The organism is Pseudomonas sp. BGA-UO-ETr-WB11 (genome assembly GCF_059567785.1).
In genome coordinates, this window is the sequence record NZ_JCAQOS010000005.1 from 682,847 (window position 1) to 709,098 (window position 26,252).

Here is a 26,252-nt window from a genome sequence, read left to right on the forward strand (position 1 = left end):
TCTTTTCAGTGTCGGATGAGGAAAACATAGTCAGTCATAAAGGTTTCTGCTGTGAGAATTTTTATACGTCTATTCGCTGACAGACAAATGTCGTCTGCGTGCCGCACAATGCCGTGATTGACAGGCTGCTTGCAGTTGCTCTGTCCGTTTGCCAAACAGGAGAAAGTCGTAATGCCGTTGTCTTCCCTACGCCCGTTGGCCGTGCTTTGTGTTGCGGCTGTGTGTGGTGTGTCCCCTGTCCTGGCGGCAGCGCCGCAAACCCTCTACAACTTCGTCAAACCGATGGATGTCGTGCAGGTGACCACCCAGGACGCCACGCTTCCGAGCCTGACGGCTGAGGTGGGCGCCGGAGACGAAATCCTTCGGCGTGTGACCTTCAACCCGGCGCAGCAGCCGAGCCTGCGTCTGACGCCGCAGAGCGGCAGTTGGGACTGGTCCACGGCTGGCGGCATGAGTCTGCGGGTGCAAAACGCCATGGATTGGGCGTTGACCCTCGACGTGCAGATCGAAAGTGCCGATGGCAAGGTGCTGAGTAGCCGTATCGACCTGCCGGCAGGGCCCGCGCAGACCTTGCTGGTGCCGCTACAGGCGACATCGCCCCTGGCTCAAGGCATGCGCGCCGGGCCGCCCATGCCCTGGAATTACGAGGGGCGCAGCGTGTTGCTGGCCAGCACGGTGACTGGCGAGCTGCAGACCAGTCAGGTCGTGGCGGTCAAGCTGTCGCTGAATCAGCCCAATGCGGCGCAAAGTATTTTGCTCGGTCGATTTGGTGTGCAGGATGTCGCGCCGGTGCAACAGGCAGCCTATGCAGCCATCGTCGATGCCTACGGTCAGTTCAGCCGTGGTCAGTGGCCGGAAAAAATCAGCAGCGATGCTCAGCTCAAAACCGCCGCCAGCAAGGAGCAGGAACAACTCAAGGCCTGGCTGGCACAGGACAGTCAGCGGGACCGCTTCGGTGGCTTGCTGCAGGGTCCGAGTTTCGACGCCAGCGGCTTTTTTCGCAGCGAAAAGCGTGATGGCCGTTGGTATCTGGTCACCCCGGAAGGCCACCCGTTCTATTCCCTGGGGGTGAACACGGTAACGGCTAGCAATAGCCAGACGTACGTCGAGGGCCGTGAATCGATGTTTGCCGTCTTGCCCAAAGAGGGCGAGGCCCTGGCCACGTATTTCGGCACGGCGGACAACCGCAGCGGCACGGGCGCGGCCAAGGGGCGAGCCTTTGACCATGGGCGCTGGTTCGACTTCTATGGCGCCAACCTGGAACGCAGCTACGGCCCGCAGACGCCCGAGCGCTGGGTTGGGCATACCCTCGATCGCTTGCAGGCCTGGGGTTTCAACACCATTGGCAACTGGAGCGAGCCGGCGTTGACCGCCGCTCAGCGCGTGCCTTACAGCCTGCCGCTGTTGATTCGTGGTGACTACGCCACCATCAGCACCGGCCTGGACTGGTGGGGCGGCATGCCCGATCCGTTTGATCCGCGTTTTGCCATGGCCACCGAGCGCGCCGTGGCAATTGCCTCCCGCGACCACCGTGATGACCCCTGGTTGCTTGGCTATTTTGCCGATAACGAACTTGCCTGGGCTGACCAGGGCACCGAGCCCAAGGCGCGTTATGCCTTGGCCTACAACACCCTGCGGCTGACCACCGATGTGCCGGCCAAGCGTGCCTTCCTCAAGCAGCTGCGCGACAAGTACCGCAACCATCAGGGGTTGTCCAAGGCCTGGGGCATCGATTTGCCGGCCTGGGAGCTGATGGAAGATCCGGGGTTCCAGGCGCCGCTGCCAAGCGCCGAGTTCCCCGCCATTGAGGCGGATCTGCAGCGCTTCCAGCGCACGTTTGCCGACAGTTACTTTAAGACCATTGCCGATGCTCTGGATTGGCATGCCCCCAACCATCTGCTGCTGGGTGGACGCTTTGCCATCAGCACGCCGGAAGCCGTGGCCGCCTGCGCCCAGTACTGCGACGTGCTGAGCTTCAACTTCTACACCCGCGAACCCCAACATGGTTATGACTTCGCCGCCCTGCGAGCGCTGGACAAGCCGGTGCTGGTGACCGAGTTCCACTTCGGTTCCCGTGATCGCGGCCCGTTCTGGGGCGGCGTCAGCGAGGTGTACAAGGAAGAGGAACGCGGCGCCGCCTATGCGCACTTCCTCAAGCAAGCCCTGGCCGAGCCACTGATTGTCGGTGTGCACTGGTTCCAGTACCTCGATCAGCCGGTCAGCGGCCGTCTGCTGGATGGTGAGAACGGTCACCTGGGACTGGTGGGTATCACCGATCGACCCTTCCAGGGCTTTGTGGAACAGGTACGCAAGGCCAACCTGAACGTGCTCAAGAACGGCTTGCCAGCCCCGGCTGCCTCCGCGCCATAAGCCCTTATTCGCCGGCCTGATTGGCCGGCGGCCCACCCTGCGGGCGGTTCCAAAGCGGCGGGCAGGCTGCAACAATGCCTGCCTCTTACTCTTGCAACAGGAGTTGCCGCGTGCAGATTCAGGGCTATTTCGACCTTAAGTTCGAAGCACTTAAAGACACCTTCGCCGAGCTGTTCAACGACCCGCAGCAGCGCGGTGGCGCCCTGTGCGTGCAGATCGGTGGCGAAACGGTGCTCGACCTGTGGGCCGGTGTGGCCGACAAGGACGGCCAGCAGGCCTGGCACAGCGACACCATTCTCAACCTGTTTTCCTGCACCAAGACCTTCACCGCCGTAGCTGCCCTGCAGTTGGTGGCGGAAGGCAAGCTGGAGCTGGACGTGCCGGTGGCCCGCTACTGGCCTGAGTTTGCCGCTGCTGGCAAACAGGCCATCACCCTGCGCCAGCTGCTCAGTCATCAGGCCGGCTTACCGGCCTTGCGTGAGTTGTTGCCGGCCGAGGCCCTGTATGACTGGGCGACCATGACCGCGGCGCTGGCTGCCGAGCAGCCATGGTGGACGCCGGGCGAAGGCCATGGTTACGCCGCGATCACCTATGGCTGGTTGCTGGGTGAGGTGCTGCGGCGCGTTGAGGGCCGTGGCCCGGGCGAGTCGATTGGCGCACGGATTTCAGCACCACTGGGTCTGGATTTTCATGTTGGCCTGGCCGACAGCGAGTTTGAACGGGTTGCCCACGTCAGCCGGATCAAGGGGGATATGGGCGATGCGGCGGCCCAGCGCCTGCTCAAATGCATGTTCAGCGAGCCTACGTCGATGACTACGCGGGCGTTTACCAATCCGCCGTCGATCATGACCAGCACCAATAAACCGGAGTGGCGACGCATGCAGCAACCGGCGGCCAATGGCCACGGCAATGCTCGCAGCCTGGCCGGTTTCTATACGGGCTTGCTCAATGGGCGTTTGCTCGACGAAGAGCTGCTGGCACAGTTGCGCCGTGAGCACAGCCATGGCCCGGACAAAACCCTGCTCACCCAAACCCGCTTCGGTCTCGGTTGCATGCTCGACCAGCCAGAGGTTGCCAACGCCACCTTCGGCCTCGGTGCACAGGCCTTCGGCCATCCAGGCGCGGGCGGCTCCATCGGTTTTGCCGACCCGGAGCGGGACGTATCCTTTGCCTTTGTCACCAACAGCCTGGGGCCTTATGTGCTGATGGACCCGCGCGCGCAGAAGCTGGCCCGCCTGCTGGGCACCTTGCTGTAAGGGTGCGCGTTTGCCGACTTGTCGCAGGTCAAGCCGGATTGGCCGCGGCTGGATAGACTGAGCGTTCTGAATTCGAGGAGTTTTGCCATGAGCAGAAACTTGGCCGACATGCGCCGTGACTACACCCGTGATGGTCTGAGTGAAGAACAGGCTCCGGACGAGCCTTTTGCCCTGTTCCACCAGTGGTTTGCCGACGCGGTGGACACCGAGCAGGCGCCGGTGGAGCCCAATGCCATGACCTTGGCGACCGTGGATGAGGCTGGCCGGCCCCATTGCCGGGTGCTGTTGCTCAAGGGCCTGGATAGTCGCGGCTTTACCTTCTTCACCAACTACGCCAGTGCCAAGGGTGAACAGTTGGCGGCGCAACCGTTTGCGGCCATGACGTTCTTTTGGCCCAGCCTGGAGCGCCAGGTGCGCATCGAAGGAAGGGTGGAACGGGTCAGTCTGGAAGAGTCGGATGCCTACTTTCAGGTGCGTCCGCTGGGCAGCCGTATCGGTGCCTGGGCTTCACCGCAAAGCCAGGTGATCAGTGGTCGCGGTCAGTTGGACGAGTTGCTCGCGGAAACTGAGCGGCGCTTTATGGAGACTGCGCCCCATTGTCCTGAACACTGGGGCGGCTACCGTCTGCTGCCGGAGCGCATCGAGTTCTGGCAGGGGCGTGCCAGTCGTCTGCATGACCGCCTGAACTATCGCCTTGAAGACGCCGCCTGGTTGCGTGAGCGCCTGGCGCCCTGAGGCGTTAAACGCTGGAGCTGTCGGTCGCGGCGACAAACTCGCTGGCCGCTTGCTCCAGCCAGGCTTGTAGTTGTTTGCCGGGAACCTTGCTGGCCTTGGCTTCGTCCAGGCGCTTGAGCATGTAAGCGCGTTTGGCGGCATCGCTGCCGGCCAGCGACAAGGCCAGGTCGCGGTCGGTCCAGCGTTTGATGCGTACGTAAAGCCACCAGTGGAAATACAGGCCGCTGGCGACGGCAACGAAAATAATCAGATAGTCCATGTTCGATCCTGGGCGTTGACGAGTGTTCGGCCCTGGGGCTGAACTCTGGGGCCAATTCTAAGGTCAGACGCGTGCAAAGGCCTATTTTTCTCCTGCGTGCGCCGTGACAGTCCGCGCGGCGCGGAGTCTAATAGCTAACGGTCATTTTTGGAGACATGGCAATGCGTAAGTCTGTTTTGTTGGTGGCATCACTCAGCGCCGTTGCGTTGCTGACGACGGGCTGCCAGTCCAGCCTCACCGGTGATACCTATTCGCGTGATGAGGCCCGTACGGTGCAGACCGTGCGTCTAGGCACCATCGAATCCCTGCGTCCGGTGAAGATTGAGGGCACCAAGACGCCGATCGGCGCCGGTGCCGGTGCAGTGATTGGTGGTGTTGGTGGCAGCAGCATCGGTGGTGGCAAGGGCAGTATTGTCGCTGCGGTGATCGGTGCGGTGGCCGGTGGCTTGATTGGCGCCGCCAGCGAGGAAGGTTTGACCCGTACTCAAGGCGTGGAAATCACCGTGCGTGAAGATGACGGCAGCATGCGCGCCTATGTGCAGGAAGTGCAGCCTAATGAAATCTTCCGGGTTGGCGAGCGCGTGCGCATCATGAGCGTCAACGGCTCCAGCCGCGTAGCCCACTAACGGCAACGCTGCGGCAGAAAAAAGCCGACCCTTGGGTCGGCTTTTTTTCGTCTGCGCTTTAGCGCGCCGGGCGGCTACTCAAGTAGCAGACGGTGTAGCCGATCAGGGCGGCCAGTACCGAACCAGTGAGAATGCCCACTCGGTCCATGCCGGCGTACTCGCTGACCTCGGGTATAAACGCCAGGGAGCCGACAAACAGGCTCATGGTGAAACCGATGCCGCAGAGAATCGACAGGCCCAGTATCTGCCCCCAATTGGCGTCCTGGGGCAACTTGGCCCAGCCAGTCTGGATGGTCAGCCAGGTAAAGCCGAACACGCCGAGGGTTTTACCCAGCAACAGGCCTGCGGTAATGCCCATCGGCACCGGGTGGATAAAGCTGTCCAGGCTTAAGCCTTCCAGCGGCACGCCGGCGTTGGCAAAGGCAAACAGCGGCAAGATGGCGAAAGCCACCCAGGGTTGCAGGGCATGTTCGAGGGTCAGCAGGGGCGAGCTGTTGTCTTCGTTGCGCATGGGGATGGTCAGTGCCAGGACGACCCCTGCCAGGGTTGCATGCACGCCACTTTTCAACACGCAGACCCACAGGAATGTGCCTATTACCAGGTAGGGGCTGAGCCTTGTCACGCCAAAGCGGTTCATCAGGATCAGGATGCTAAGAAAGATGGCCGCCATGATCAGCGACACGTTGGACAGTTCGCTGGAGTAAAACAAGGCAATAACGATGATCGCACCGAGGTCATCAATGATCGCCAGGGTCATCAAGAACAGTTTCAGCGACACCGGTACGCGCTTACCCAGCAGGGCAAGCACGCCGAGGGCGAAGGCAATGTCGGTGGCCATGGGGATGGCCCAGCCACTGGCGGCGGCCGGGTTGTCATGGTTCAGCCACCAGTAGATGAGGGCCGGTATCAGCATGCCGCCGATGGCCGCGGCGCCGGGCAGCACCAGTTGCGAGGGCTGGCGCAGTTGCCCTTCGCGCACCTCGCGCTTTACCTCCAGACCGATCAGGAGGAAGAACAGGGCCATCAGGCCATCGTTGATCCATAACAGCAGCGGTTTGGCGATCTCCAGGGCGCCGACTTGCACGGCGACCGGCACATCCAGCAAGCCGTTATAGAGAAAGCTCAAGGGCGAGTTGTTGATGGTCATGGCCAGCACGGCCGCGCCGATCAACAGAAGGCCGCTGGCCGATTCCAGCTGCAAAAAGCGGGTAAGAGCATTACGCATAAGAGGAAAGGTGGTTATCCGTCAGTGAGTCAGAAACCAACCCTACCGCGCAAAGCGTGATGAAAAAACAAAAACTATATTCGTTTTTGTTACATGTACCGGCGTTATGTCGACGCCGGTTGCTTATTGCCGCGCTAGGGTGTGCGCCAACTCGTTTAGCCGCGCAGGCGCAGGGCTAGGCCCTTGAGGAAGTTACGCAGCAACTGGTCGCCGCAGGGGCGGTAGTTTTTTTGCCCTTCCTTGCGAAACAGTGCGCTCAGCTCTGGCTTGGACACCGGGAAGTCCGCAGCTTGCAGAATGTCGTGCAGGTCAGCGTCTTTCAGCTCAAACGCCACGCGCAGCTTCTTCAGAATGATGTTGTTGTTGATTGGCCATTGCACCGGCTGGGCTGGCAGGTTGGGGTTCTTGCCGCGTTTGTAGAACACCAGACCGTCGAGGAAATGAGCCAGCACTTCATCGCTGCAGTGCACCTGAGCTTCGTCTTCCTCAGGGAGCAGCCAGGCCTGCAGGTCAGCCAGAACGACCTCGTAGTCGGCTTCGCGAAACACCTTGAGCATCTCGGTATCATTGATTTTGAGGCTGTAGCGCAGGCTGCGCAGGACATCGTTATTGATCATGCAGGGTTGCTCATAATGGAGTCGGAATGTAGCGTGCCGCCATTCTAGCGTGCTAGGCGGCGGGGCTGGGGGTTTGTCTGCGGTGGGCTGCCTGGCGATGGTCGTCAACAGGCGAGGCAAATGCAGATAGAATGCACGCCAGGCAATCAAGGTATCGAACATGGCGCTTATCGGCCGTTACAACAGTTTACAGGTGGTTAAACACACCGACTTCGGGCTTTATCTGGATGGCGGGGCGGATGGCGAGATCCTCTTGCCCAAGCGCTACATCCCCAAGGACACCCCCAGCGAGGTCGAAGACTGGCTGAATGTGTTCATCTACCTGGACAGTGACGACAAGCTGATCGCCACCACAGAAAAACCCAAGGTTCAGGTTGGCGAGTTCGCCAGCCTCAAGGTGCTGGAGATCAACAGCATCGGCATCTTCCTCGACTGGGGCCTGTCCAAGGACCTGCTGCTACCGTACTCGGAAGAGAAGCGTTCGCTGGAAGCCGGTCAGTACTGCGTGGTGCATGTCTATCTGGACAAACACACCCGTCGCATCACGGCCACAGCGCGCCTGGACCGCTATCTGGATGTGCGTCCGGCGGCCTATCAAGTGGGGCAGGCGGTTGATCTGCTGGTGGCCGAGGCCACTGACATGGGCTTCAAGGCCATCATCAACAATCAGCACTGGGGCTTGATCCACAAGAACGAAGTGTTCAAGTTCCTGCGCAGCGGTATGCGTGAAAAGGGCTTTATCAAAGAGCTGCGCGCTGACGGCAAGATCAGCCTGTCTCTGCAGCCGGTGGGCCAGGAAGCCGCCAACAGCCTGCACGAGAAGATTCTCCAGCAGCTGCAGGACAATGGCGGCACCCTGGCAGTCAGCGACAAGAGCCCGCCCGAGGTCATCAGCAGCCTGTTTGGGGTGAGCAAGGGTAACTTCAAGAAGGCTATCGGCGCGCTGTACAAACAGGGCCAGATCGTCATTCACGCCGACCGCATCGAGCGGGTGTGAGTCGACGGTTGTCGGTGCGCGACGGGGAGATCCGCCGCGCACCGAGATTTATGTCTAGTGCAGTAGCTCGCTTTCTTCTTCCGGCACCGCCAGTGCCAACTCATGCTCCGGCTGCAATGGCTCGGTAGCGACGCTGAAGTCGGTGATCTCGATCAGGCCACGACCTTGCCCCAGCAGGTGGAAGGAAAACGCCTTGCGCGCTTCCAGATTGTCGAAGCTGAAACTCAGGTCGATCGGTTTGCCACGGGTCAGCAGGGGCAGTTCCGGCAGTTGCAGGAGTACGTCGCGGTCGAACTCCTTGGTTTTCAGTTGCAGTTGTACGCCTTTGCCGGCCAGGTTCAGGGCGCGCACCTTAAGGTGCACGGTGGTCTGCGAGTTCTGCGGTAACTCGAGGTATTGGGCGCCTACCAAGTTGGCGGTCCAGTCGTCGCTGATGGTCTCGCTGAGTTTCACCCGGTCACGCTTGGCGAACTGGTACTGCTGACCGAGCTGACCGCTGAGCAGCGACTGATCGAGTAAGGCCGCGCGTTTAGCCACCAGGTGTGCCTTCTTGCCGCTGAAACGACCCAGGTAGCGAGCGCTGTCGGCAATAAAGCCTGCGCTGGCATAGCGCCGGCAGACATGCTGGAAGTTGCATTCGGTGAACTCGCCCTTGCCGTCATGCTGGCGCAGCACGCCGTTGGTGTAGGACATGATTTCTCGGCCGTTGGCGTAGTCGCGAAACAGCGAACGGCCGGAGATGTTGGCCGGCACCGGCAGGGAAAAGTAATCGAGCACCGAAGCGGTCAGGTCAACATGGCCATAGAGGCCAGGTTTAACCGCTGGCAATTGCGCCTGTTCTGGCGCGAGCACTAAGTTGAAGCCCCAGGCCGAGGCCAGGCGTACATCTTCGATGCCGTGGGACTCATCTGAGGTGATGATCACTAGGGTGTCCTTGAGCACACCTTGTTTTTCCAGGCCACTGAGAAAACTGTCGACCGCATCGTCCATGTAGGCCACGGCGGCCTGCTTGGGGCTGTCGAAGCGCGCCAGATAGTCTTCGGGGGCGGCGTAGGGCTGGTGGGTGCCGACGGTCAGCAGGGTGAGCATCCATGGCTGCTTGTTTTGCCGCAGCTGGCGTACATAGGTGAGGGCGCCCTCGAAGTAGGCCTTGTCATCCATGCCCCAGGCGAACTCAAGCTGTGGCTTGTTACGGAACCAGTCGCGCCCGCGGGTATGGGTAAAGCCCATGTGCGGCATGATCTTGTCCTTGGCCATGAACTGCAGTGCCGCGCCTTGCAGGAAGTGGGTGCGAAAGCCCCGCGATTGCAACTGGGCCGGCAGGCATTGCTGGTTGCGTTGGCTATCGTTGAGCAGTTCGACGCCCTTTGGGGTGCCGCTGTCGAGTTTGCTGTAGTCACCGCAGAGCATCGCGTACAGGCCGCGAATGGTCTGATGGCTGTGCAGTACGTAATCCGGGGTGGTCATCGCGCGTTCGGCCCAGCGGCTGAGCTTGGGCATCAGCGCTTGCTGATAGCTACTGTTTAAGGCCTGGCGGTTGGCCTCGATGTAGGCGCCGGGAATGCCTTCGAGGGTGATGATCAGTACGTTGCGGGCCTTGCCGCCGGCAGGCAGCAACGGCGTACCGCTGAGGTCGAGCTTGCTCAGGCCGGCAATATCGACGGGCAGGTCAGCGCTGCCATCGTCGTTCCAGGCTTCCAGGCGCTGCTGGCCGGCGTTTACGGCGCTGGCCAGGAGTTTGTGCGGCAGGTTGAATTGCTGCCACTCATCCGCCTCGCTGGGGCGCAGGTATTCCGCTGTGCTGTGGCCGGCCAGCAAGAGCACCGGTAAGGCCAGCAGGTAGCGTGGGTGAATGGCGGGTTCTGGCGTGCCGAAGCGCACAGCCAACAGATACAGCAGCAGCCCCAGGCCTAGTAGTAGGCCCAGCAGCGGCTGGCTGAGGCCGCCGCCTTCGGTGGACTGGCTGAGAAATTGCGCATCGGTTAGGTAATGCAGGTCGCTGGGCTCGGGCATGCGTCCGACGGCACTGACCAGTTCGGCGCAGCCCAGGGTCAACAGGGCCCAGGCCATTAAAACGGGCAATGCCAGCCAGAAAGGGCGACGGCGTAACAGCAGTAACAAGGCGCTGCCGATGGCGAGATCAGAGAGATAACCGCGCGGATCGGTCCAGCCGAGGGCGTAGCGGCTGGCAAAGGGCAGAACCAACAACAGCAAAGCAAGGCTGAGGGTGACGGCGTACTGCAGCCAACGGCTGGAAAGGCGCACAAAAGCTCCTTAAAGCAAACAAATCACATTAAATTTATTGGGCGTTCATCATTCTGAAACAGCAAATTGATCTACGCCAGTAGACCACGGCAAATCGCTAAAATTCAGCAGTCGGCGCAGGTGTGTTGCTGCGAGGGTTTTCCTCCTTGTCGTGGCGGCCTGGCGGGATGACACTTGATCCTCACTAACCTCGACATGGAGCCAGACGAATGCGTTTTCCCAGCGTTATTACCTTGCTGTTTGGCGTCTGCCTGATGGGGCCCGCGCTGGCGGCAGAGCCTGTGCCGCGTAAGCCGCAGGTGATCCCGGTGTATTCCGTTAGTCCGGGTGCCAGCGGCAGTGTCAGCAGTTCTGCGAGCAGTCAGCGTTATGAAATCATCGGTGGGCGGGCGGTGCCCGAGGGTGGTTATTCGAGTCAGTACGGCAGCCGCTCGGGTAGTTCCAGCGTGCAGCAACAGGGCGGCATTCGGCAGAGCATCGAATACCCCGATGGCAGGCGCGTAGAGTTACAGCCAGGGCAGGGCAGCTACCAGGTGGAAGAGCGGCGTTAGGCCGTGCAGGTATTTCCCATACAAGGCTAAGGGTTGGGGCTGTTTTCGTCTTGGCGCGCGACTATGCTGACGATAAGCGACCGTTGAGTCGCGTAAGTCTAAGGAAGCCCGCATGAACCCCCTGTCTAGTCAGATGTTGTTCGACTTTTGGTCGCCGGCTGCGCTGCAGATCAACTTGGTGATTTTCCTTAACCTGCTGGGCGCATTGGTACTGGGTTGCCTGGTGGGCTACGAGCGTGCCTATCACGGTCGCGCCGCCGGCATGCGCACCTATGGTCTGGTGTGCATGGCCTCGGCCGCGTTGACGGTGATCGCCGGCTACTCGGTAAATTGGTACGGCGGTCATGCGGTGCCCAGTGCTCTGGGCGGGGATCCAACGCGGATCATTCAGGGCATCGTCACCGGTATCGGCTTTCTGGGCGCCGGCGTGATCATGAAGGAAGGCCTGAGTATCAGCGGCCTAACCACGGCGGCGTCAATCTGGGCCGCGTCGGCCATCGGCGTGATGGTGGGGGTCGGCTTTTACGCTGCCGCCATCATGCTCGCGCTGTTGTCGGCGCTGTGCATGCTCGGCCTGTCGAAGCTGGAGGCTCGCCTGCCGCAGCGCCCGGCCATCGGTATCACCTTGCGCTTTATCAAGGACTTTCAAGCCGATGAGGGCGAGTTGTGTGCCTTTCTGCTGACCCATGGCTTTAGCATGGCCACCGGCTCGGTCAGCATCAACTTCAGCAATGGCAGCCCGGAGTGGCGTTTTGTTGCGGTGGCCAACTGTCGGCACTGTGGCACGCCGATGATCGCGCTGGCCCAGAGCCTGGAAAAGCACGCCGGCGTGCACAGTTTTCAGATCGCCCATGCCCGCAACTGAGTCGCCGCTCGGCTACTCGGTTTTGCCCCAAAGCTCCTTGAGACGCTGATCACGCCCGCAGCCATGGCGGTAGTAGCTGTAACGCAGCGGATTTTTCGTGTGATAGTCCTGGTGGTAATCCTCGGCGGGATAGAAGGAGGTTGCTGCCAGGATTTCTGTGGCAATCGGCTGCGCTAGGCGCCCGGAGGCCGCCAGTGCGGTTTTCGAGGCTTCGGCCAGGCGTTGTTGCTCAGCATCCAGGTAGAAGATCGCGCTGCGGTACTGCGGGCCGTTGTCGCAGAACTGGCCGTTGCCGTTGACTGGGTCGATAGTCGGCCAGAAGGCCTCCAGTAGTTTGGCGTAGCTGGTCTGGCGCGGGTCGAAACGCACTTGCACCGCCTCGATATGGCCGGTGCGGCCTGAGGACACTTCCTCGTAGGTCGGGTTCTCGATGCTGCCGCCGATGTAGCCTGAGGTGGTTTCCAGTACACCGGGCAGCTTGTCGAAGTCCGCTTCGGTGCACCAAAAACACCCGCCTGCAAACACCGCTACGGCGGAGTCATCTTGCCCTGCATGACTGCCAAGGCTCAGCAGCAGCGCCGCCAAACTCAGGGGCACGCGATAAAAGTTACGCATGATCAGCTCCGTAAGGCCGGCAGGGTTTCAGTTTTGGGAATAAAGCGCAGGGCGACGCCGTTGTTGCACCAGCGTTCGCCGCGGGGTTGTGGGCCATCGTCAAACATGTGCCCTTGATGGCCGCCACAGCGGGCGCAGTGGTACTCGGTACGCGGAATGATCAGCTTGAAGTCGCGGCTGAAGCCGGTGTGTCCGGCAATGGGCTGAGTGAAGCTGGGCCAGCCGGTGCCACTGTCGAATTTGTCCTGGCTGTTGAACAGCGGTAGGTAGCAGGCGGCGCAGACGAAGGTGCCGTCGCGCTTTTCGTGATTCAGTGGGCTGCTGTTGGCCCGTTCGGTGGCGTCATCGAACAGCACGGCGTAGGCCTCGGGCGATAGCAGCCCACGCCAGGCGCTGTCAGCTTTGTCCAAGGGCGTGATGGCGCCGGGGGGCTCGGCGGCGTGCAGGTGGCGGCCGAACAGGGCCACAGGTGCCAGCAGGGCCAGGTGGTGTAGCAGGGTGCGTCGTTTCATGGCGAATGTCCGCAAGTAAGGGCAAACAATAGAGTGCCCAGTCGGGCAAAGATTACGGCCCGTCACGGTTTTTTTAAGATTGTATTTGCCTATTGGCAAACGCGCACCGCAGCGCCTTAACGCTGCGGGCGTGGCATCAGCTGTGTTCCAGCGAACGGCGCAGGCGGCGCATGGCATACCACACGGCGCCGACGCACAGTGGCACGGCCAGGCCGGTGACGAGGTGGCTGTTGCTGATCAGTCCTATGGCCTTGGCCGATTCCGCCAGGTATTTGGTCAACCCCACCAGGTAATAACTGATGGCCGCCACCGATAGACCTTCCACGGTTTGTTGCAGGCGCAGTTGGGTGTGGCTGCGCTGGTCCATCTTCAGCATCAGGCTCTGGTTTTGCGCCTCGATGGTCAGGTCGATGCGCGTGCGCAGCAATTCACTGGCGCGGTCGATGCGCCGCGACAGGTCGTTGAGGTCGTTGCGGATCGCCTCGCAGGTGCGCCAAGCCGGGGTCAGGCGCCGTTGCAGGAAGACGCTGAAGGTTTGCAGGCCGCTGACTTCCTGTTCGCGCATTTCATCCAGGCGATTGATGATCAGCTCGTAGTAAGCCTGGGTAGCTGAGAAACGGAAGTTGTTGTCGGAAATCAGCTTCTCGATCTGCGCCGCCAGGCTGCTTAGCTCGGCCAGCAACTGGCGCTCGTCGTCGAGGTCGGCGATCTGGTTGATCTGCTGAATCACCGTGGCCAGTTGCTGGTCCATGGCTTTTACCGCCGGCGCAATGGCTTTGGCCATTGGCAGGGCCAGCAGCAGCATCATCCGGTAGGTTTCCATTTCCAGCAGGGTTCGCACCAGGCGACCGCTCTGGCAGGCATTCAGGCCGCGGTTGTGGATCAGGATGCGGCCGCTGCCATCGCTGTGAATGCGGTAGGCACTCCACAGACGGGCGCGGCGTTCCTTGACCTCGGAACTGATCAGGCGATGGCCTTCAAAGTGCTGGCGGATCTCCTCGGGCTGTGACTCGTCGGTCGGCGCATCGGCCAGTTCTACGTGCAGTGCACTGAGCAGTTGGCCCGGCAGCTCATTCAGCCAGTTGGCCGGCAGCAACGACAACACGCTACTGCTGAACGGCGTACGAGCATCGCCCTTGCGCACCAGGGTGTAGGTGGAAAACTCGGTGTGCCGTTCCCAGCGCAGTTCGAAGCCGCCGAAGTCCTGGTAATAGCAGGACGACTCAGGCGTTGGCGGCACCACCATGTAACGCGCACACAGCGTCTGCAGATGGCGGTGTTCGGCATCGCCGGCCGCGCCTTCGCGCAGCAGCACCAGATGGGCCAGATTGCAGGGTGTCTGCAGCACTGGGAAAGGCCGGGTGTGCAGCTCGTTGAACAGTGCCTCGCGGGCCGGGTGAAAGCGCAGGGGCATTGCCAGGCTCGACAAGGGCGCGGGGCTGGTGAGAGCGGCGGGCGGCAGGAGATCGGTCATCGGCCTGGATTCCATCGGCGCATAAGGCGCGCTGTTGATCGGAGAGGGGTGGCGTTTAAGCGCCGTTATAGCAGGTGAAGACGCTGTCCCAGCATGGCGCGGCACGCCGCGGGCGCATTATCCACACTGCGGCGGTGCCGCCAAGGCCAACAAGGGCTGTTTGCGCTGGTAGCGCAGCAGGCGCTCAGTGAGTTCGGCGGGCAAGGCAGGGCAGGGGGCAAACCCCAAACGCTGATAAAAGCTCAGCAGCTCGGGCGCGCAGAACAGCCAGATTGGCCCCTGGCTGTGGGCCCGTAGCGCGTTCAGTAACTGACTGGCAATGCCTTGTTGGCGTTGCTCGCGGGCCACCAGCAGTGCGGTCAACCAGTGGCCGTCGGCGACCGGCTTGAGGCAGCACGCGGCGATGATGTCTACGTGCTGCGCCACCCACACCTGCTCGCTGCGGCCAACGCGCATCGGCGAGCGCTGGCTTTTATAGAACTTATTGGCCAGCGGCAACAGCTCACTGGCCAGGCGCTGGTAGCGGATGCTCGGCATGGCGCGACTCAGGCCGGGCGGCGCGGAAACTGCGCGAGGGCATGGGCGGCAATGTCGGCGAGGTCTTCGCGTTTGACGAATAAACCGTTGCGACTCAGCTGCGCCAGGCCGTGCAGGGTGGCCCAGAGTAACTGGGCTGAGCGCAGCGGGCTTTGCGGGCTAGCGCTTTGGCCCTGCAGGCGCTCGAACAGGTGCACGTACTGACGGAAACAGTCTTTGGCTGTGCGCTGAAACTGCAGGGTGCTGGGTGTTTGGTTGGAGGTTGAGTCGGCTTGCCATAGCGCCTGGCCGAACATCAGTTCGTACAGCGCCGGCTGCTCTAGGGCGAAATCCAGATACCCCAAAACGGCTTGATGCAGGCGTTCGTCCAGGGCCACTTGTTCATTACCAACGACCCCGTGCAGCAATTCGCTCAACTCGGCAAAGCCCTGTTCGGCGACCGCCGCGAGCAGCGCCTGCTTGTCGGCAAAGTGATGGTAGGGCGCGGCGCGAGAGACGCCGCTGAGCTCGGCCAGTTTGCGCAGGGACAGGGCCTCAACGCCGCCTTCGCGGAGCAATTGCAGGCTGCTGGCGAGCAGGCTCTGGCGCAGGTTGCCGTGGTGATAAACAGGCGTGCTGACGGTCATGGCGGCGGGTCTTGGGCTGGGCGAGTGAACTTGACAGCGTCAGGATCGCGCCTCTATCTTGACGCCGTCAAGATAATTTCATTCCGCCCGTCCGGGCTCAGCACAGGTTCGTTCGTCATGACCTACAAGAGTTTCAACGTCACCCTTGCCGACCATATTGCCCACGTTCAACTGGCCCGCCCGGACGCCATGAACTCGATGAACGCCGACTTCTGGCTGGAGTTGCCGCTGTGCATGCGCGAGCTGGAAGCCAGCGGCGAGGTGCGAGTGATCGTCATCTCCTCCACCGGAAAACACTTCTCCGCCGGCATGGACCTGGGCGTATTTACCAACCCGAAAGCAGTACCCATGGGCGGTGATCCGGGCCGCATGGCGGAAAACCTGCGCCGCGTCGTGATGCAGCTGCAGGCCAGCCTGAGCAGCCTGGAAGAAGTGCGCCTGCCGGTGCTGGTGGCGATTCAGGGTGGCTGCATTGGCGGCGCCCTGGATATGGTCTGTGCTGCTGACAGCCGTTACTGCTCAGCCGACGCCTACTTCACCATCAAGGAAACCGAGCTGGGCATGACCGCCGACGTCGGCACCTTGCAGCGCCTGCCCAAACTGCTGCCGCAAGGCGTGGTGCGCGAGCTGGCGTTTACCGGGCGCAACTTTAGCGCCGAAGAAGCCAAGGCCCTGGGCTTCGTCAATCAAGTCTTTGCCAGCCACGAAGAGCTGCTGGCCGGGGTTATGGCAATTGCCGCGCAGATCGCCAAGCACTCGCCGCTGGCCGTCAGCGGCTGCAAGGAAATGCTCAACTTTAGCCGTGACCACAGCGTTGCCGACAGCCTGAAATACATGGCCACCTGGCAGTCGGGGATGTTCCGTCCCAACGACATGATGAAGACCTTCCAGGCCAAGGCGACCAAGACTCAGGCGCAATTCGACGGTCTGTTTCCGGTCAAGGGCTTGTTCGAGCAGTAAGCGCCGCAATGGTCATCGAATAAACCGCGCAGGTCATGCCGCAGAGGGCGTCGCTCAACGCCATCTGCGGTTTTAAGTGCAATCGCAACAGCAGCAGGCGCCTTTGTTAGACTGCTGGCCATTGTTGTTTACCTGCGAGCAAAGTCGATGAGCGAACCGATCCGCCTTACCCAGTACAGCCACGGCGCCGGTTGCGGCTGCAAAATTTCGCCCAAGGTGCTGGACGTGATTCTTGCCGGCAGCGGGGCGCAGAACCTTGACCCCAAGCTGTGGGTCGGCAATGCCTCCCGCGACGATGCCGCGGTGTATGCCCTGGATGATGAGCGCGGGGTGGTGTCGACCACCGACTTCTTTATGCCGATTGTCGATGATCCCTATGACTTCGGTCGGATCGCCGCCACCAACGCCATCAGCGATATCTACGCCATGGGCGGCGACCCGCTGATGGCCATCGCCATTCTCGGTTGGCCAATCAATGTGCTGCCGCCCGAGGTCGCGCGCGAAGTGATTCGTGGCGGTCGTGCGGTCTGCGATGCCGCCGGTATTCCCCTGGCCGGCGGCCATTCCATCGATGCGCCGGAGCCGATCTTCGGTCTGGCCGTTACCGGCGTTGTGGAAAAACGCCATATGAAGCGCAACGACAGCGCCACGGTCGGTTGCCGTCTGTACCTGAGCAAGCCGTTGGGCATTGGCATTCTCACCACGGCGGAAAAAAAGGCCAAGTTGCGGCCCGAAGATGTGGGCCTGGCCTGTGAATGGATGTGCACCCTGAACAAGCCCGGTAGCCGTTTCGGCAAGCTGGCCGGCGTTACTGCCATGACCGATGTCACCGGTTTCGGCCTGCTCGGCCACCTGGTGGAAATGGCCGATGGCGCGAACCTCACTGCTCAGCTCAACTACGCTGCCGTACCGCGCTTGCCGGGCGTCGATTACTACCTGGCCGAGGGCTGCGTACCGGGCGGCACATTGCGCAACTTCGACAGCTACGGCGAGAAGATTGCCCCGATCACCGACGCACAGCGCGATCTGCTGTGCGACCCGCAAACCAGCGGCGGACTGTTGGTGGCGGTGACGCCGGAAGGTGAGCAAGAGTTTCTCGCCGTGGCCGCCGAGCTGGGCCTGACCCTGGCGCCGATCGGCCAATTGGTGGCCCGACAGACCTACGCGGTCGAGGTGAGCTGATGCGCGACAACACCACCCACTACCGCGATCTGTTTCTTAACGATGTGCCGATGATGGACGCCCGCGCGCCGGTCGAATTTGCCAAGGGCGCTTTCCCTGGGGTGATCAATCTGCCGCTGATGAACGATGTCGAGCGGCAGAAGGTCGGCACCTGCTACAAGCAGCAGGGCCAGGAAGCGGCCATCAAGCTCGGTCATCAGTTGGTCGGCGGCGCCGTCAAAGCCGAGCGGGTTGCCGCCTGGGCTGCCTTTGCCCGCGCCAATCCTGAGGGTTATCTGTATTGCTTTCGCGGTGGTCTGCGTTCGCAGATCACCCAGCAGTGGCTGAAAGAAGAGGCGTGTATCGAGTACCCGCGCGTCATCGGCGGCTACAAGGCCATGCGCACCTTCTTGCTGGAAACCACTGAGCAGGCAGTCGCTCAGTGCGACTTCGTCATCGTCGGCGGCCTGACCGGCACCGGCAAAACCGAGGTGCTGGCGCAGCTGAGCAATAGCCTGGATCTGGAAGGCCACGCCAATCATCGCGGCTCCAGTTTCGGCAAGCGCGCCACGCCGCAGCCAGCGCAGATCGACTTCGAGAACCGCCTGGCCATCGACATCCTGAAAAAACGTGCGGCCGGCCAGCAGCAGTTTGTGCTGGAGGACGAGAGTCGCATGGTCGGCAGCTGCACCTTGCCGCTGGTGCTGCACCAGGGCATGCAGGGCTATCCGCTGATTTGGCTGGAAGACAGCCTTGAAGGGCGCGTCGAGCGCATCCTCGGTGATTATGTAATCGACCTGTGCGCCGAGTTTATTGCCGTGCATGGCCAGGAGCAGGGCTTCGGTCTGTATGCCGAGCGCTTGCAGCAAGGGCTGGGCAACATCCTCAAGCGCCTGGGCGGCGAGCGTCATCAGCGTTTGGCGGCAATCATGCAAGCGGCACTGGCCGAGCAGGCGCGTGGCGCCGGCGTGGACCAGCACCGTGGTTGGATCGAGGGCCTGCTGGTGGAGTACTACGATCCGATGTACGCCTTTCAGCGTGACAGTAAGGACAAACGCATCGAGTTTTGCGGCGACCAGGCAGCAGTGGTCGAGTACCTGCGCCAGCGTCAGCCGGCCTGATTCAGGGGTATACGACTTTGGTGCAATGGTGGGGCGTGAGGCGCGGAGGTACAAAGATCACAGCCGAGTCCTGCGTGATTCTGGTGCGAGTGTTTAATCTCATTCCTCCCCCGGAATGTTAAGTAGGGCGACCTTTTGGTCGCCCATTTTTTTGCCTACGATTTACCTGGCAGGACTATGGTCGTATAACCGGTAAGACCATGGTCGAATGGTTGGCAGGCCCCCAGAGGTCTAAAAATCACTCTACGTAAATACAACAACATTACTGCGTCGAGGTAAAAGTCATGAGTGCCGATTCCCTGTATCCCGTGCGCCCTGAGGTGGCCGCCCAGTCGTTGACCGACGAGGCCACCTACAAGGCCATGTACCAGCAGTCGGTGATCAACCCCGACGGCTTCTGGCGCGAGCAAGCCAAACGCCTGGACTGGATGACGCCCTTCACCAAGGTCAAGCAGACCTCGTTCGACGATCACCATGTCGACATCAAATGGTTTGCCGACGGCACCCTGAACGTCTCGGCCAACTGCCTGGACCGTCACCTGGCTGAGCGCGGCGACCAGATCGCCATCATATGGGAAGGCGACGATCCGGCTGACCACCAGGAAATCACCTACAAGCAGCTGCACGAGCAAGTGTGCAAGTTCGCCAACGCCCTGCGCGGTCAGGATGTCCACCGCGGCGACGTGGTGACCATCTATATGCCGATGATCCCGGAAGCGGTCGTGGCCATGCTCGCCTGTACCCGCATCGGCGCCATCCACTCCGTGGTGTTCGGCGGCTTCTCGCCAGAAGCCCTGGCTGGACGCATCATCGACTGCCAGTCGAAAGTGGTCATCACTGCCGACGAAGGCGTGCGCGGCGGCAAGAAAACCCCATTGAAGGCCAACGTCGACGACGCCCTGGCCAACCCGGAAACCAGCAGCGTGCAGAAGCTGATCGTGTGCAAGCGCACCGGCGGCGAGATCAAGTGGCACCCGCACCGCGACGTCTGGTACGAAGACCTGATGAAAGTGGCCTCCAGCCACTGCGCACCGAAAGAAATGGGTGCCGAAGACCCGCTGTTCATCCTCTATACCTCCGGCTCCACCGGCAAGCCCAAGGGCGTGCTGCACACCACCGGTGGCTACCTGTTGTACGCGGCCCTGACCCATGAGCGCGTGTTCGACTACAAACCGGGCGAAGTCTACTGGTGCACCGCCGACGTCGGCTGGGTCACCGGCCACAGCTATATCGTCTACGGTCCGCTGGCCAACGGCGCTACCACCGTGTTGTTTGAAGGTGTGCCGAACTACCCGGACATGACCCGTGTGGCGAAGATCGTCGACAAACACAAGGTCAGCATTCTTTACACCGCGCCGACCGCGATCCGCGCCATGATGGCCCAGGGCAAGGCGGCCATGGAGGGTGCCGATGGCTCCAGCCTGCGTCTGCTCGGTTCGGTCGGCGAGCCGATCAACCCGGAAGCCTGGCACTGGTACTACGAGGAAGTCGGCAAGTCGCGCTGCCCAGTCGTGGATACCTGGTGGCAGACCGAAACCGGCGGCATCATGATCAGCCCGCTGCCGGGTGCGACCGCACTCAAGCCTGGTTCGGCCACCCGTCCTTTCTTCGGCGTGCAGCCGGCGCTGGTGGACAATCTGGGCAACCTGATCGACGGCGCCGCTGAAGGCAACCTGGTGATTATCGATTCGTGGCCAGGTCAGGCGCGCAGCCTGTACGGCGACCACGACCGTTACGTCGACACCTACTTCAAGACCTTCAAAGGCATGTATTTCACCGGTGACGGTGCCCGTCGTGATGAAGACGGTTACTACTGGATCACTGGTCGCGTCGATGACGTGCTCAACGTATCCGGCCACCGTATGGGCACTGCCGAAATCGAAAGCGCCATGGTTGCCCACCCGAAAGTCGCCGAGGCTGCCGTGGTCGGCATGCCGCACGACATCAAAGGGCAGGGCATCTATGTCTACGTGACCCTGAACAGTGGCGAGGAGCCTTCCGAGCAGCTGCGTCAGGAGTTGAAAAATTGGGTCCGCAAGGAGATCGGTCCGATCGCCTCGCCGGACGTGATCCAGTGGGCTCCCGGCTTGCCGAAGACCCGCTCGGGCAAGATCATGCGCCGTATCCTGCGCAAGATCGCCGTTGCCGAATACGATGCGCTCGGTGACATATCCACTCTGGCCGATCCTGGTGTGGTGCAGCACTTAGTAGAGACTCACCGCAGCATGCAGGCAGCCTAACAGCCGCCGGTATTAACGCCCCGTCCTGGCCACAAGCCGGGACGGGGCGTTGTTGTTTGTGTGGCAAATAAATCCTGGGCAAAGACAATTAATATCGGCTTTGGCGTGGGGCGCCGCGTGCTGGATTGTGGGGAATTCGGTGGCCTAGGGTTACGCCAGGCGGTAACTGGTTGCGCGAAAGCGGGGCGCGCGGGAACGTTTTGCTCTGAAATGTGGCGTATTTAAACTGCGCTTGAATGCTGTATGCTTTGATCTAGAGCGGTTTTACAATTTACGGCGCAGTTATTGCTTTAATAATCGGTTACCTCCTTTCTTCTGCGCTGCATGTTTGCCGGCGCCTGTCAATCCACCTGCTCTGCGGGTCGGGGTCTTTTGTAACTTGTTGTCGCATTGAAGAAATATCGACTTTCAGCCTGTCGCTAGAATGCAGCACACCCAGCCAGGGCCGTTGCGCCCACCTAGCGCGCTGCAAAGACGGCGACTCTTTCTACACTGAATGCACGCATGCGCTGGGGCGCTTTGTCTTTCTGCCCAACGAAGCCAAACACACTCGAAGGAGTCACACGATGAACAAGCTTGCACTGCTTGGCGCTCTGGCGCTGTCCCTGTTGTCACCCCTGAGCATGGCCGATGAGGCCAAGCCGGTGCGCATCGGTATCGAAGCGGCGTACCCGCCCTTTGCGATGAAAACCCCGGAAGGCGCCATCACTGGTTTTGACTACGACATCGGTAATGCCCTGTGCGCCGAAATGCAGGTCAAGTGCGTGTGGATCGAGCAGGAGTTCGACGGCCTGATTCCAGCCTTGAAAGTGCGCAAATTCGACGCCGTACTGTCGTCGCTAGCGATCACTCCAGAGCGCCTCAAGTCGGTGGACTTCACCAACAAGTACTACTCCACCCCAGCCCGACTGGCGATGAAGGCCGGCACCGTGCTCAACGATCCGCTGGTCGATTTGAAAGGCAAGAAGATCGGCGTGCAGCGCGCGTCGATTTATGACCGCTATGCCACTGCTGTCTTCGCCCCGGCCGGTGCCGAAGTGGTGCGTTACAGCTCGCAGAACGAAATCTTCCTCGACCTCACCGCTGGTCGTGTGGATGCCACCTTGGCCGATGTGGTCAATATCGATGACGGCTTCCTGAAAACCGACGCCGGTAAGGGCTTTGCCCTGGTAGGCCCGGATTACACCGAGGCCAAGTACTTTGGTGATGGCGTCGGGATTGCCGTGCGCAAGGGCGACAAGGCCATGGCTGAGCGCTTCAACAAGGCCATCGCGGCCATTCGCGCCAACGGCAAGTACCAGGAAGTGCAGAACAAGTACTTCCAGTTCAACGTTTACGGCGAGTAAGCGTTTCCCTGAAGGTGGCACAAACTGGCTCTACGGTTTGTGCCACTTTTTCGTTGTGGCGGCGCTGCCTGTTCAGGCGCGGCGCGCGGTGTGAGGACCTCAAGCATGCTCAATGGCTACGGCGCGACCATCCTCGATGGTGTCTGGCTCACCTTGCAGCTGTCGCTGTTGTCGATGGCGGTTGCGATTGCCCTTGGTCTGTTCGGTGCATCTTGCCGGCTATCGCCGGTCAAGTGGCTGGCGCTGCTGGGCGAGGCCTACGCCACGGTGATTCGCGGGATTCCCGATCTGGTGCTGATCCTGCTGATTTTCTACGGCGGTCAGGACATGGTGAACCGCATCGCACCGCTGCTGGGCTATGAGGATTACATCGACATCAATCCGTTCGTGGCGGGTGTCGGCACCCTGGGCTTTATCTATGGCGCCTACCTGTCGGAGACCTTCCGTGGTGCCTTTATGTCCATCCCCAAGGGCCAGGGCGAGGCGGGCATGGCCTACGGCATGAGCCCGTTGCGGGTGTTCTGGCGGATTCTGGTGCCGCAGATGATTCGTCTGGCGATCCCCGGCTTCACCAATAACTGGCTGGTGCTGATCAAGGCCACGGCGCTGATCTCCCTAGTCGGCCTGCAGGACATGATGGCGCGGGCCAAGAGTGCGGGTGACGCGACCCATGAGCCGTTCACTTACATCTTGGCGGCGGCGGCCATTTATCTGGCGATCACCAGTGTGTCCTTGCTGGTGCTGCGCTACCTCGAGCGGCGCTATTCGGCCGGCGTCAAGGCAATGGAAATTTAAGGGGCGGCCATGATTTTTGACTACAACGTGGTACTCGACAGCCTGCCGCTGTATTTCGCTGGCGTGCTGGTTACCCTCAAGCTGCTGGTGATTGCTCTGGTCTTTGGTCTGGCGCTGGCCGTGCCGTTGGGGCTGATGCGGGTGTCCAAGCAGCCCGTGGTGAACTTCCCTGCGTGGCTGTACACCTATGCGATCCGTGGCACACCGATGCTGGTGCAGCTGTACCTGCTGTATTACGGCCTGGCCCAGTTCGAGGCGGTGCGTGCCAGTGTGTTCTGGCCTTATCTGTCTAATGCCACCTTCTGCGCCTGCCTGGCCTTTGCCATCAACACCAGTGCCTACAGTGCGGAAATTCTCGCCGGCAGCCTGAAAACCATTCCGCCGGGTGAGATCGAAGCCGCCAAGGCGGTGGGCATGTCGCGCTTCAAGCTGTACCGGCGCATTTTGCTGCCGTCGGCCTTGCGCCGGGCGCTGCCGCAGTACAGCAATGAGGTGATCATGATGCTGCACACCACCAGTCTGGCGTCGGTGGTGACCCTGATCGACATCACCGGGGCGGCGAAGACCGTCAGCTCGCAGTACTACCTGCCGTTCGAGGCGTACATCACCGCTGGCCTGTTCTACCTGGGCCTGACGTTTATTCTGGTGCGCTTGTTCAAACTGGCCGAACGCCGCTGGCTGGCTTACCTGGCGCCGCGCAAGGCCTGAGGGCTAGCGGCCACTTGCATTGATCGATGCGTCGCCAGGCCGCGACGCACTCTTAACGATAGAGAACCCAGACCATGTACAAACTTGAAGTCCAGGATCTGCACAAGCGTTACGGCAACCACGAAGTGCTTAAGGGCGTATCACTGGCGGCTAAAGCGGGCGATGTGATCAGCATTATCGGCTCCAGTGGTTCGGGCAAGAGCACCTTCCTGCGCTGCATCAACCTGCTGGAGCAGCCCCACGCCGGCAAGATTCTGCTTAACGGCGAAGAGCTCAAACTGGTGGCCAGCAAGGACGGCGCATTGAAAGCTGCCGACCCCAAACAGCTGCAGCGCATGCGCTCGCGTTTGTCGATGGTGTTCCAGCACTTCAATCTGTGGTCGCACATGAGCGCCCTGGATAACGTCATGGAAGCGCCGGTGCATGTGCTGGGTATGGACAAACAAGCCGCGCGGGAAAAGGCCGAGCATTACCTGGCCAAGGTTGGCGTGGCCCACAGAAAAGATGCGTATCCCGCCCATATGAGCGGTGGCGAGCAGCAACGCGTGGCCATTGCCCGTGCCCTGGCCATGGAGCCGGAAGTGATGCTGTTCGATGAGCCGACGTCAGCTCTTGATCCTGAACTGGTCGGCGAAGTGCTCAAGGTGATGCAGGACCTGGCTCAGGAAGGCCGCACCATGGTGGTGGTTACCCACGAAATGGGCTTTGCCCGTGAAGTGTCCAACCAGCTGGTGTTTCTCCATCAGGGCTTGGTGGAAGAGCGTGGTTGTCCGAAGGAAGTATTGGCCAATCCGCAGTCGGACCGTCTCAAGCAGTTTCTTTCCGGCAGTTTGAAGTAACTGACGATACCTGCGACTAGGAGCCTGTCGGGCTTGATCGTTCGTAGCGAGGGAAAGTCCGTTTTGAGGCAGTTTTTTCGGTTTTGCGAGGAGAATAGCCAGCTATTTGACGAGCAAAAGCGGGAGAAATGACCAAATCCGGCTTTTCCGCAGCAGAACAGCATTAAGTCCGACAGGCTCCTATGCTCTGATAGATGTTGCCTGTGGGTGTTTTGCCCAGCGTGGCTGTATTTCCCGCGGCCCATGGCCTGCATGAGGAGAGTGATGTGGTTTTTGCCAGTATCCCCGGCCTGATTCTGCCCCCTGCGGCCCTTGCGGGCTCGTGCTGCGGGGCTGTGCCGGCATGACTCATCCTGTGCGCCGCATTGGCTTTTTGCTCTGGCCCGGTACCCGGCCCCTGACCTTGGCCCTGGCGGAAGAAGCTCTGCAAGTGTCGCAGCGGGTCCACCCGGATGTGCATTACGAATTGCTGTTTCTGCAGGCCGAGCCTGGTGCCGAAGCGCCTCTGGATGGCGGTTGGCAACTGCCGGGTATTCCTTGGACAGGTCAGTTGGAAGGCTTGCACAAGCTCTTGCTGGTAACGGATGAGCCGCCTGGCGCGCTCTCGCCGGCACTCTCGGCGGCCCTCAAGCAGTCGGTGCGCGCGGGCTGTGTGCTGGGTGCGGTGGCAGCGGGTGTCTACCCGCTGGCGCAGCTGGGGCTGCTGGATGGCTACCGGGCGGCGGTGCATTGGCGTTGGCAGGATGATTTTGCCGAGCGCTTCCCCAAGGTGATTGCCACCAGCCATCTGTTTGACTGGGACCGCGATCGCCTGACCGCCTGTGGTGGCCTGGCCGTGCTTGACCTGTTGTTGGCCGTGCTGGCCCGCGATCACGGTGCCGAGCTGGCTGGCGCGGTGAGTGAAGAATTGGTGGTCGAGCGCATTCGTGAAGGCAGTGAGCGTCAGCGCATTCCGCTGCAGAATCGCTTGGGCTCGAGCCATCCGAAGCTGACCCAGGCGGTGTTGCTGATGGAAGCCAACATCGAAGAGCCGTTGACCACGGACGAAATCGCCCAGCATGTGTGCGTGTCGCGCCGCCAGCTGGAGCGCATCTTCAAGCAGTACCTCAATCGTGTACCCAGCCAGTACTACCTCGAGCTGCGCCTGAACAAGGCGCGCCAACTGCTGATGCAGACCAGCAAGTCGATCATTCAAATCGGCCTGTCGTGCGGTTTCTCCTCCGGGCCGCACTTCTCCAGCGCCTATCGCAACTTCTTCGGTGCCACCCCGCGCGAAGACCGCAACCAGCGGCGCAGCGCCAGCCCGTTCGAGCTGACCGAGTCAGTGGCAGAACGCAGCTAAATCCAGACCCGGCCAGTGAGCCGGGTTTTTTATGCCGCTGATTCAGGTCGGTTGGGGCGCAATCGGCGGCCCACGGAAATTTTCCCGGTGCCGCGCGGTGGCGGCTTGCAGCGTTTAAACTGCGCCTTCCCGATGCTTTGTGTCGCATCTGTGCAAGCATCGGCGTGGCGTGGGTTGGCCCTGTAAGAAGTTGTCGCATGGCGGCAATGC

The 26,252-nt window shown here is 61.2% G+C and carries 25 protein-coding genes; 16 read left to right on the forward strand and 9 right to left on the reverse strand.

All coding sequences use genetic code 11. The features are described from left to right. Window positions 1-171: 171 nt before the first annotated feature. The 3 genes from AC56DI_RS08610 (at window position 172) to pdxH (ending at window position 4,361) form a co-directional block, all read left to right on the forward strand. Window positions 172-2,370, forward strand: a complete 2,199-nt coding sequence (locus AC56DI_RS08610; RefSeq protein ID WP_496345775.1) for a beta-agarase — start codon at window positions 172-174, stop codon at window positions 2,368-2,370. 110 nt (window positions 2,371-2,480) lie between these two features. Then, complete coding sequence (locus AC56DI_RS08615) at window positions 2,481-3,626, forward strand: serine hydrolase domain-containing protein (protein ID WP_496345776.1); 1,146 nt, start codon at window positions 2,481-2,483, stop codon at window positions 3,624-3,626. A gap of 87 nt (window positions 3,627-3,713) precedes the next feature. Next, the gene (gene pdxH, locus AC56DI_RS08620) at window positions 3,714-4,361 is read left to right on the forward strand and encodes a pyridoxamine 5'-phosphate oxidase (protein WP_496345777.1); all 648 of its coding nucleotides are present in this window, start codon (window positions 3,714-3,716) and stop codon (window positions 4,359-4,361) included. Between the two features lie 4 nt (window positions 4,362-4,365). On the opposite strand, the gene AC56DI_RS08625 is transcribed toward pdxH, so the two are convergent. Further along, a complete protein-coding gene (locus tag AC56DI_RS08625) occupies window positions 4,366-4,620 on the reverse strand; it encodes a hypothetical protein (protein ID WP_496345778.1) in 255 nt (84 codons plus the stop codon). Between the two features lie 161 nt (window positions 4,621-4,781). Here AC56DI_RS08625 and AC56DI_RS08630 point away from each other — a divergent pair, with 161 nt between their 5' ends. Continuing rightward, a complete protein-coding gene (locus AC56DI_RS08630) occupies window positions 4,782-5,246 on the forward strand; it encodes an outer membrane lipoprotein (RefSeq protein WP_496345779.1) in 465 nt (154 codons plus the stop codon). Between the two features lie 58 nt (window positions 5,247-5,304). Here AC56DI_RS08630 and nhaA read toward each other — a convergent pair whose 3' ends face one another. Together nhaA and AC56DI_RS08640 are read right to left on the reverse strand one after the other, a co-directional pair. Further along, window positions 5,305-6,471 (reverse strand): Na+/H+ antiporter NhaA, encoded by a 1,167-nt coding sequence (nhaA, locus tag AC56DI_RS08635; RefSeq protein ID WP_496345780.1) that lies wholly within the window; start codon window positions 6,469-6,471, stop codon window positions 5,305-5,307. 155 nt (window positions 6,472-6,626) lie between these two features. Then, window positions 6,627-7,088, reverse strand: coding sequence for a YehS family protein (locus tag AC56DI_RS08640; RefSeq protein ID WP_324520411.1), 462 nt, complete (start codon window positions 7,086-7,088; stop codon window positions 6,627-6,629). Between the two features lie 160 nt (window positions 7,089-7,248). Between AC56DI_RS08640 and AC56DI_RS08645 the strand changes: the two genes are divergently transcribed. Further along, window positions 7,249-8,085, forward strand: a complete 837-nt coding sequence (locus AC56DI_RS08645; protein ID WP_496345781.1) for a CvfB family protein — start codon at window positions 7,249-7,251, stop codon at window positions 8,083-8,085. 54 nt (window positions 8,086-8,139) lie between these two features. On the opposite strand, the gene AC56DI_RS08650 is transcribed toward AC56DI_RS08645, so the two are convergent. Further along, a complete protein-coding gene (locus AC56DI_RS08650) occupies window positions 8,140-10,350 on the reverse strand; it encodes an LTA synthase family protein (RefSeq protein WP_496345782.1) in 2,211 nt (736 codons plus the stop codon). 209 nt (window positions 10,351-10,559) lie between these two features. Here AC56DI_RS08650 and AC56DI_RS08655 point away from each other — a divergent pair, with 209 nt between their 5' ends. Then, window positions 10,560-10,901, forward strand: coding sequence for a hypothetical protein (locus AC56DI_RS08655; RefSeq protein ID WP_496345783.1), 342 nt, complete (start codon window positions 10,560-10,562; stop codon window positions 10,899-10,901). Window positions 10,902-11,013: 112 nt separating this feature from the next. Then, entirely contained in the window at window positions 11,014-11,766 is a 753-nt protein-coding gene (locus AC56DI_RS08660) for an MgtC/SapB family protein (RefSeq protein ID WP_496345784.1), read from the forward strand. Between the two features lie 12 nt (window positions 11,767-11,778). On the opposite strand, the gene msrA is transcribed toward AC56DI_RS08660, so the two are convergent. From msrA to AC56DI_RS08685, 5 genes are all read right to left on the reverse strand, one after another. Further along, on the reverse strand, window positions 11,779-12,381 hold the full coding sequence (gene msrA / locus AC56DI_RS08665; protein WP_496345785.1) for a peptide-methionine (S)-S-oxide reductase MsrA: 603 nt from the start codon (window positions 12,379-12,381) through the stop codon (window positions 11,779-11,781). 2 nt (window positions 12,382-12,383) lie between these two features. Beyond that, the gene (msrB, locus tag AC56DI_RS08670; protein ID WP_496345786.1) at window positions 12,384-12,893 is read right to left on the reverse strand and encodes a peptide-methionine (R)-S-oxide reductase MsrB; all 510 of its coding nucleotides are present in this window, start codon (window positions 12,891-12,893) and stop codon (window positions 12,384-12,386) included. A 136-nt stretch (window positions 12,894-13,029) separates the two neighbouring features. Continuing rightward, on the reverse strand, window positions 13,030-14,367 hold the full coding sequence (locus AC56DI_RS08675; protein WP_496345787.1) for a DUF3422 family protein: 1,338 nt from the start codon (window positions 14,365-14,367) through the stop codon (window positions 13,030-13,032). Window positions 14,368-14,484: 117 nt separating this feature from the next. Then, window positions 14,485-14,904, reverse strand: a complete 420-nt coding sequence (locus AC56DI_RS08680; protein ID WP_496345788.1) for a GNAT family N-acetyltransferase — start codon at window positions 14,902-14,904, stop codon at window positions 14,485-14,487. A gap of 8 nt (window positions 14,905-14,912) precedes the next feature. Further along, window positions 14,913-15,530 (reverse strand): TetR/AcrR family transcriptional regulator, encoded by a 618-nt coding sequence (locus AC56DI_RS08685; RefSeq protein WP_496345789.1) that lies wholly within the window; start codon window positions 15,528-15,530, stop codon window positions 14,913-14,915. 117 nt (window positions 15,531-15,647) lie between these two features. Here AC56DI_RS08685 and AC56DI_RS08690 point away from each other — a divergent pair, with 117 nt between their 5' ends. From AC56DI_RS08690 to AC56DI_RS08730, 9 genes are all read left to right on the forward strand, one after another. After that, window positions 15,648-16,490 (forward strand): crotonase/enoyl-CoA hydratase family protein, encoded by an 843-nt coding sequence (locus AC56DI_RS08690; protein ID WP_496345790.1) that lies wholly within the window; start codon window positions 15,648-15,650, stop codon window positions 16,488-16,490. A 147-nt stretch (window positions 16,491-16,637) separates the two neighbouring features. Further along, complete coding sequence (selD, locus tag AC56DI_RS08695) at window positions 16,638-17,672, forward strand: selenide, water dikinase SelD (protein WP_496345791.1); 1,035 nt, start codon at window positions 16,638-16,640, stop codon at window positions 17,670-17,672. Beyond that, entirely contained in the window at window positions 17,672-18,772 is a 1,101-nt protein-coding gene (gene mnmH / locus AC56DI_RS08700; protein ID WP_496345792.1) for a tRNA 2-selenouridine(34) synthase MnmH, read from the forward strand. Before selD ends, mnmH begins: the two co-directional genes overlap by 1 nt. Before the next feature lie 284 nt (window positions 18,773-19,056). Next, on the forward strand, window positions 19,057-21,012 hold the full coding sequence (acs, locus tag AC56DI_RS08705; protein WP_496345793.1) for an acetate--CoA ligase: 1,956 nt from the start codon (window positions 19,057-19,059) through the stop codon (window positions 21,010-21,012). Between the two features lie 566 nt (window positions 21,013-21,578). Beyond that, window positions 21,579-22,358 (forward strand): ABC transporter substrate-binding protein, encoded by a 780-nt coding sequence (locus tag AC56DI_RS08710; protein ID WP_324519019.1) that lies wholly within the window; start codon window positions 21,579-21,581, stop codon window positions 22,356-22,358. A gap of 105 nt (window positions 22,359-22,463) precedes the next feature. Further along, a complete protein-coding gene (locus tag AC56DI_RS08715) occupies window positions 22,464-23,153 on the forward strand; it encodes an ABC transporter permease (protein ID WP_324519020.1) in 690 nt (229 codons plus the stop codon). 9 nt (window positions 23,154-23,162) lie between these two features. Beyond that, window positions 23,163-23,861, forward strand: a complete 699-nt coding sequence (locus AC56DI_RS08720; protein ID WP_324519021.1) for an ABC transporter permease — start codon at window positions 23,163-23,165, stop codon at window positions 23,859-23,861. 74 nt (window positions 23,862-23,935) lie between these two features. Further along, complete coding sequence (locus AC56DI_RS08725) at window positions 23,936-24,700, forward strand: ABC transporter ATP-binding protein (protein ID WP_422589364.1); 765 nt, start codon at window positions 23,936-23,938, stop codon at window positions 24,698-24,700. A gap of 343 nt (window positions 24,701-25,043) precedes the next feature. After that, window positions 25,044-26,042, forward strand: a complete 999-nt coding sequence (locus AC56DI_RS08730) for a GlxA family transcriptional regulator (RefSeq protein ID WP_496345794.1) — start codon at window positions 25,044-25,046, stop codon at window positions 26,040-26,042. Window positions 26,043-26,252: the final 210 nt, after the last annotated feature.

Bases quoted from the DNA above. Each gene is read 5' to 3' on its own strand.
- AC56DI_RS08610 (WP_496345775.1), top strand. From the start codon at position 172: ATGCCGTTGTCTTCCCTACGCCCGTTGGCCGTGCTTTGTGTTGCGGCT.
- pdxH (WP_496345777.1), top strand. From the start codon at position 3,714: ATGAGCAGAAACTTGGCCGACATGCGCCGTGACTACACCCGTGATGGT.
- AC56DI_RS08625 (WP_496345778.1), bottom strand. From the start codon at position 4,620: ATGGACTATCTGATTATTTTCGTTGCCGTCGCCAGCGGCCTGTATTTC.
- AC56DI_RS08630 (WP_496345779.1), top strand. From the start codon at position 4,782: ATGCGTAAGTCTGTTTTGTTGGTGGCATCACTCAGCGCCGTTGCGTTG.
- nhaA (WP_496345780.1), bottom strand. From the start codon at position 6,471: ATGCGTAATGCTCTTACCCGCTTTTTGCAGCTGGAATCGGCCAGCGGC.
- AC56DI_RS08640 (WP_324520411.1), bottom strand. From the start codon at position 7,088: ATGATCAATAACGATGTCCTGCGCAGCCTGCGCTACAGCCTCAAAATC.
- AC56DI_RS08645 (WP_496345781.1), top strand. From the start codon at position 7,249: ATGGCGCTTATCGGCCGTTACAACAGTTTACAGGTGGTTAAACACACC.
- AC56DI_RS08655 (WP_496345783.1), top strand. From the start codon at position 10,560: ATGCGTTTTCCCAGCGTTATTACCTTGCTGTTTGGCGTCTGCCTGATG.
- AC56DI_RS08660 (WP_496345784.1), top strand. From the start codon at position 11,014: ATGAACCCCCTGTCTAGTCAGATGTTGTTCGACTTTTGGTCGCCGGCT.
- msrA (WP_496345785.1), bottom strand. From the start codon at position 12,381: ATGCGTAACTTTTATCGCGTGCCCCTGAGTTTGGCGGCGCTGCTGCTG.
- msrB (WP_496345786.1), bottom strand. From the start codon at position 12,893: ATGAAACGACGCACCCTGCTACACCACCTGGCCCTGCTGGCACCTGTG.
- AC56DI_RS08675 (WP_496345787.1), bottom strand. From the start codon at position 14,367: ATGACCGATCTCCTGCCGCCCGCCGCTCTCACCAGCCCCGCGCCCTTG.
- AC56DI_RS08680 (WP_496345788.1), bottom strand. From the start codon at position 14,904: ATGCCGAGCATCCGCTACCAGCGCCTGGCCAGTGAGCTGTTGCCGCTG.
- AC56DI_RS08685 (WP_496345789.1), bottom strand. From the start codon at position 15,530: ATGACCGTCAGCACGCCTGTTTATCACCACGGCAACCTGCGCCAGAGC.
- AC56DI_RS08690 (WP_496345790.1), top strand. From the start codon at position 15,648: ATGACCTACAAGAGTTTCAACGTCACCCTTGCCGACCATATTGCCCAC.
- selD (WP_496345791.1), top strand. From the start codon at position 16,638: ATGAGCGAACCGATCCGCCTTACCCAGTACAGCCACGGCGCCGGTTGC.
- mnmH (WP_496345792.1), top strand. From the start codon at position 17,672: ATGCGCGACAACACCACCCACTACCGCGATCTGTTTCTTAACGATGTG.
- acs (WP_496345793.1), top strand. From the start codon at position 19,057: ATGAGTGCCGATTCCCTGTATCCCGTGCGCCCTGAGGTGGCCGCCCAG.
- AC56DI_RS08710 (WP_324519019.1), top strand. From the start codon at position 21,579: ATGAACAAGCTTGCACTGCTTGGCGCTCTGGCGCTGTCCCTGTTGTCA.
- AC56DI_RS08715 (WP_324519020.1), top strand. From the start codon at position 22,464: ATGCTCAATGGCTACGGCGCGACCATCCTCGATGGTGTCTGGCTCACC.
- AC56DI_RS08720 (WP_324519021.1), top strand. From the start codon at position 23,163: ATGATTTTTGACTACAACGTGGTACTCGACAGCCTGCCGCTGTATTTC.
- AC56DI_RS08725 (WP_422589364.1), top strand. From the start codon at position 23,936: ATGTACAAACTTGAAGTCCAGGATCTGCACAAGCGTTACGGCAACCAC.
- AC56DI_RS08730 (WP_496345794.1), top strand. From the start codon at position 25,044: ATGACTCATCCTGTGCGCCGCATTGGCTTTTTGCTCTGGCCCGGTACC.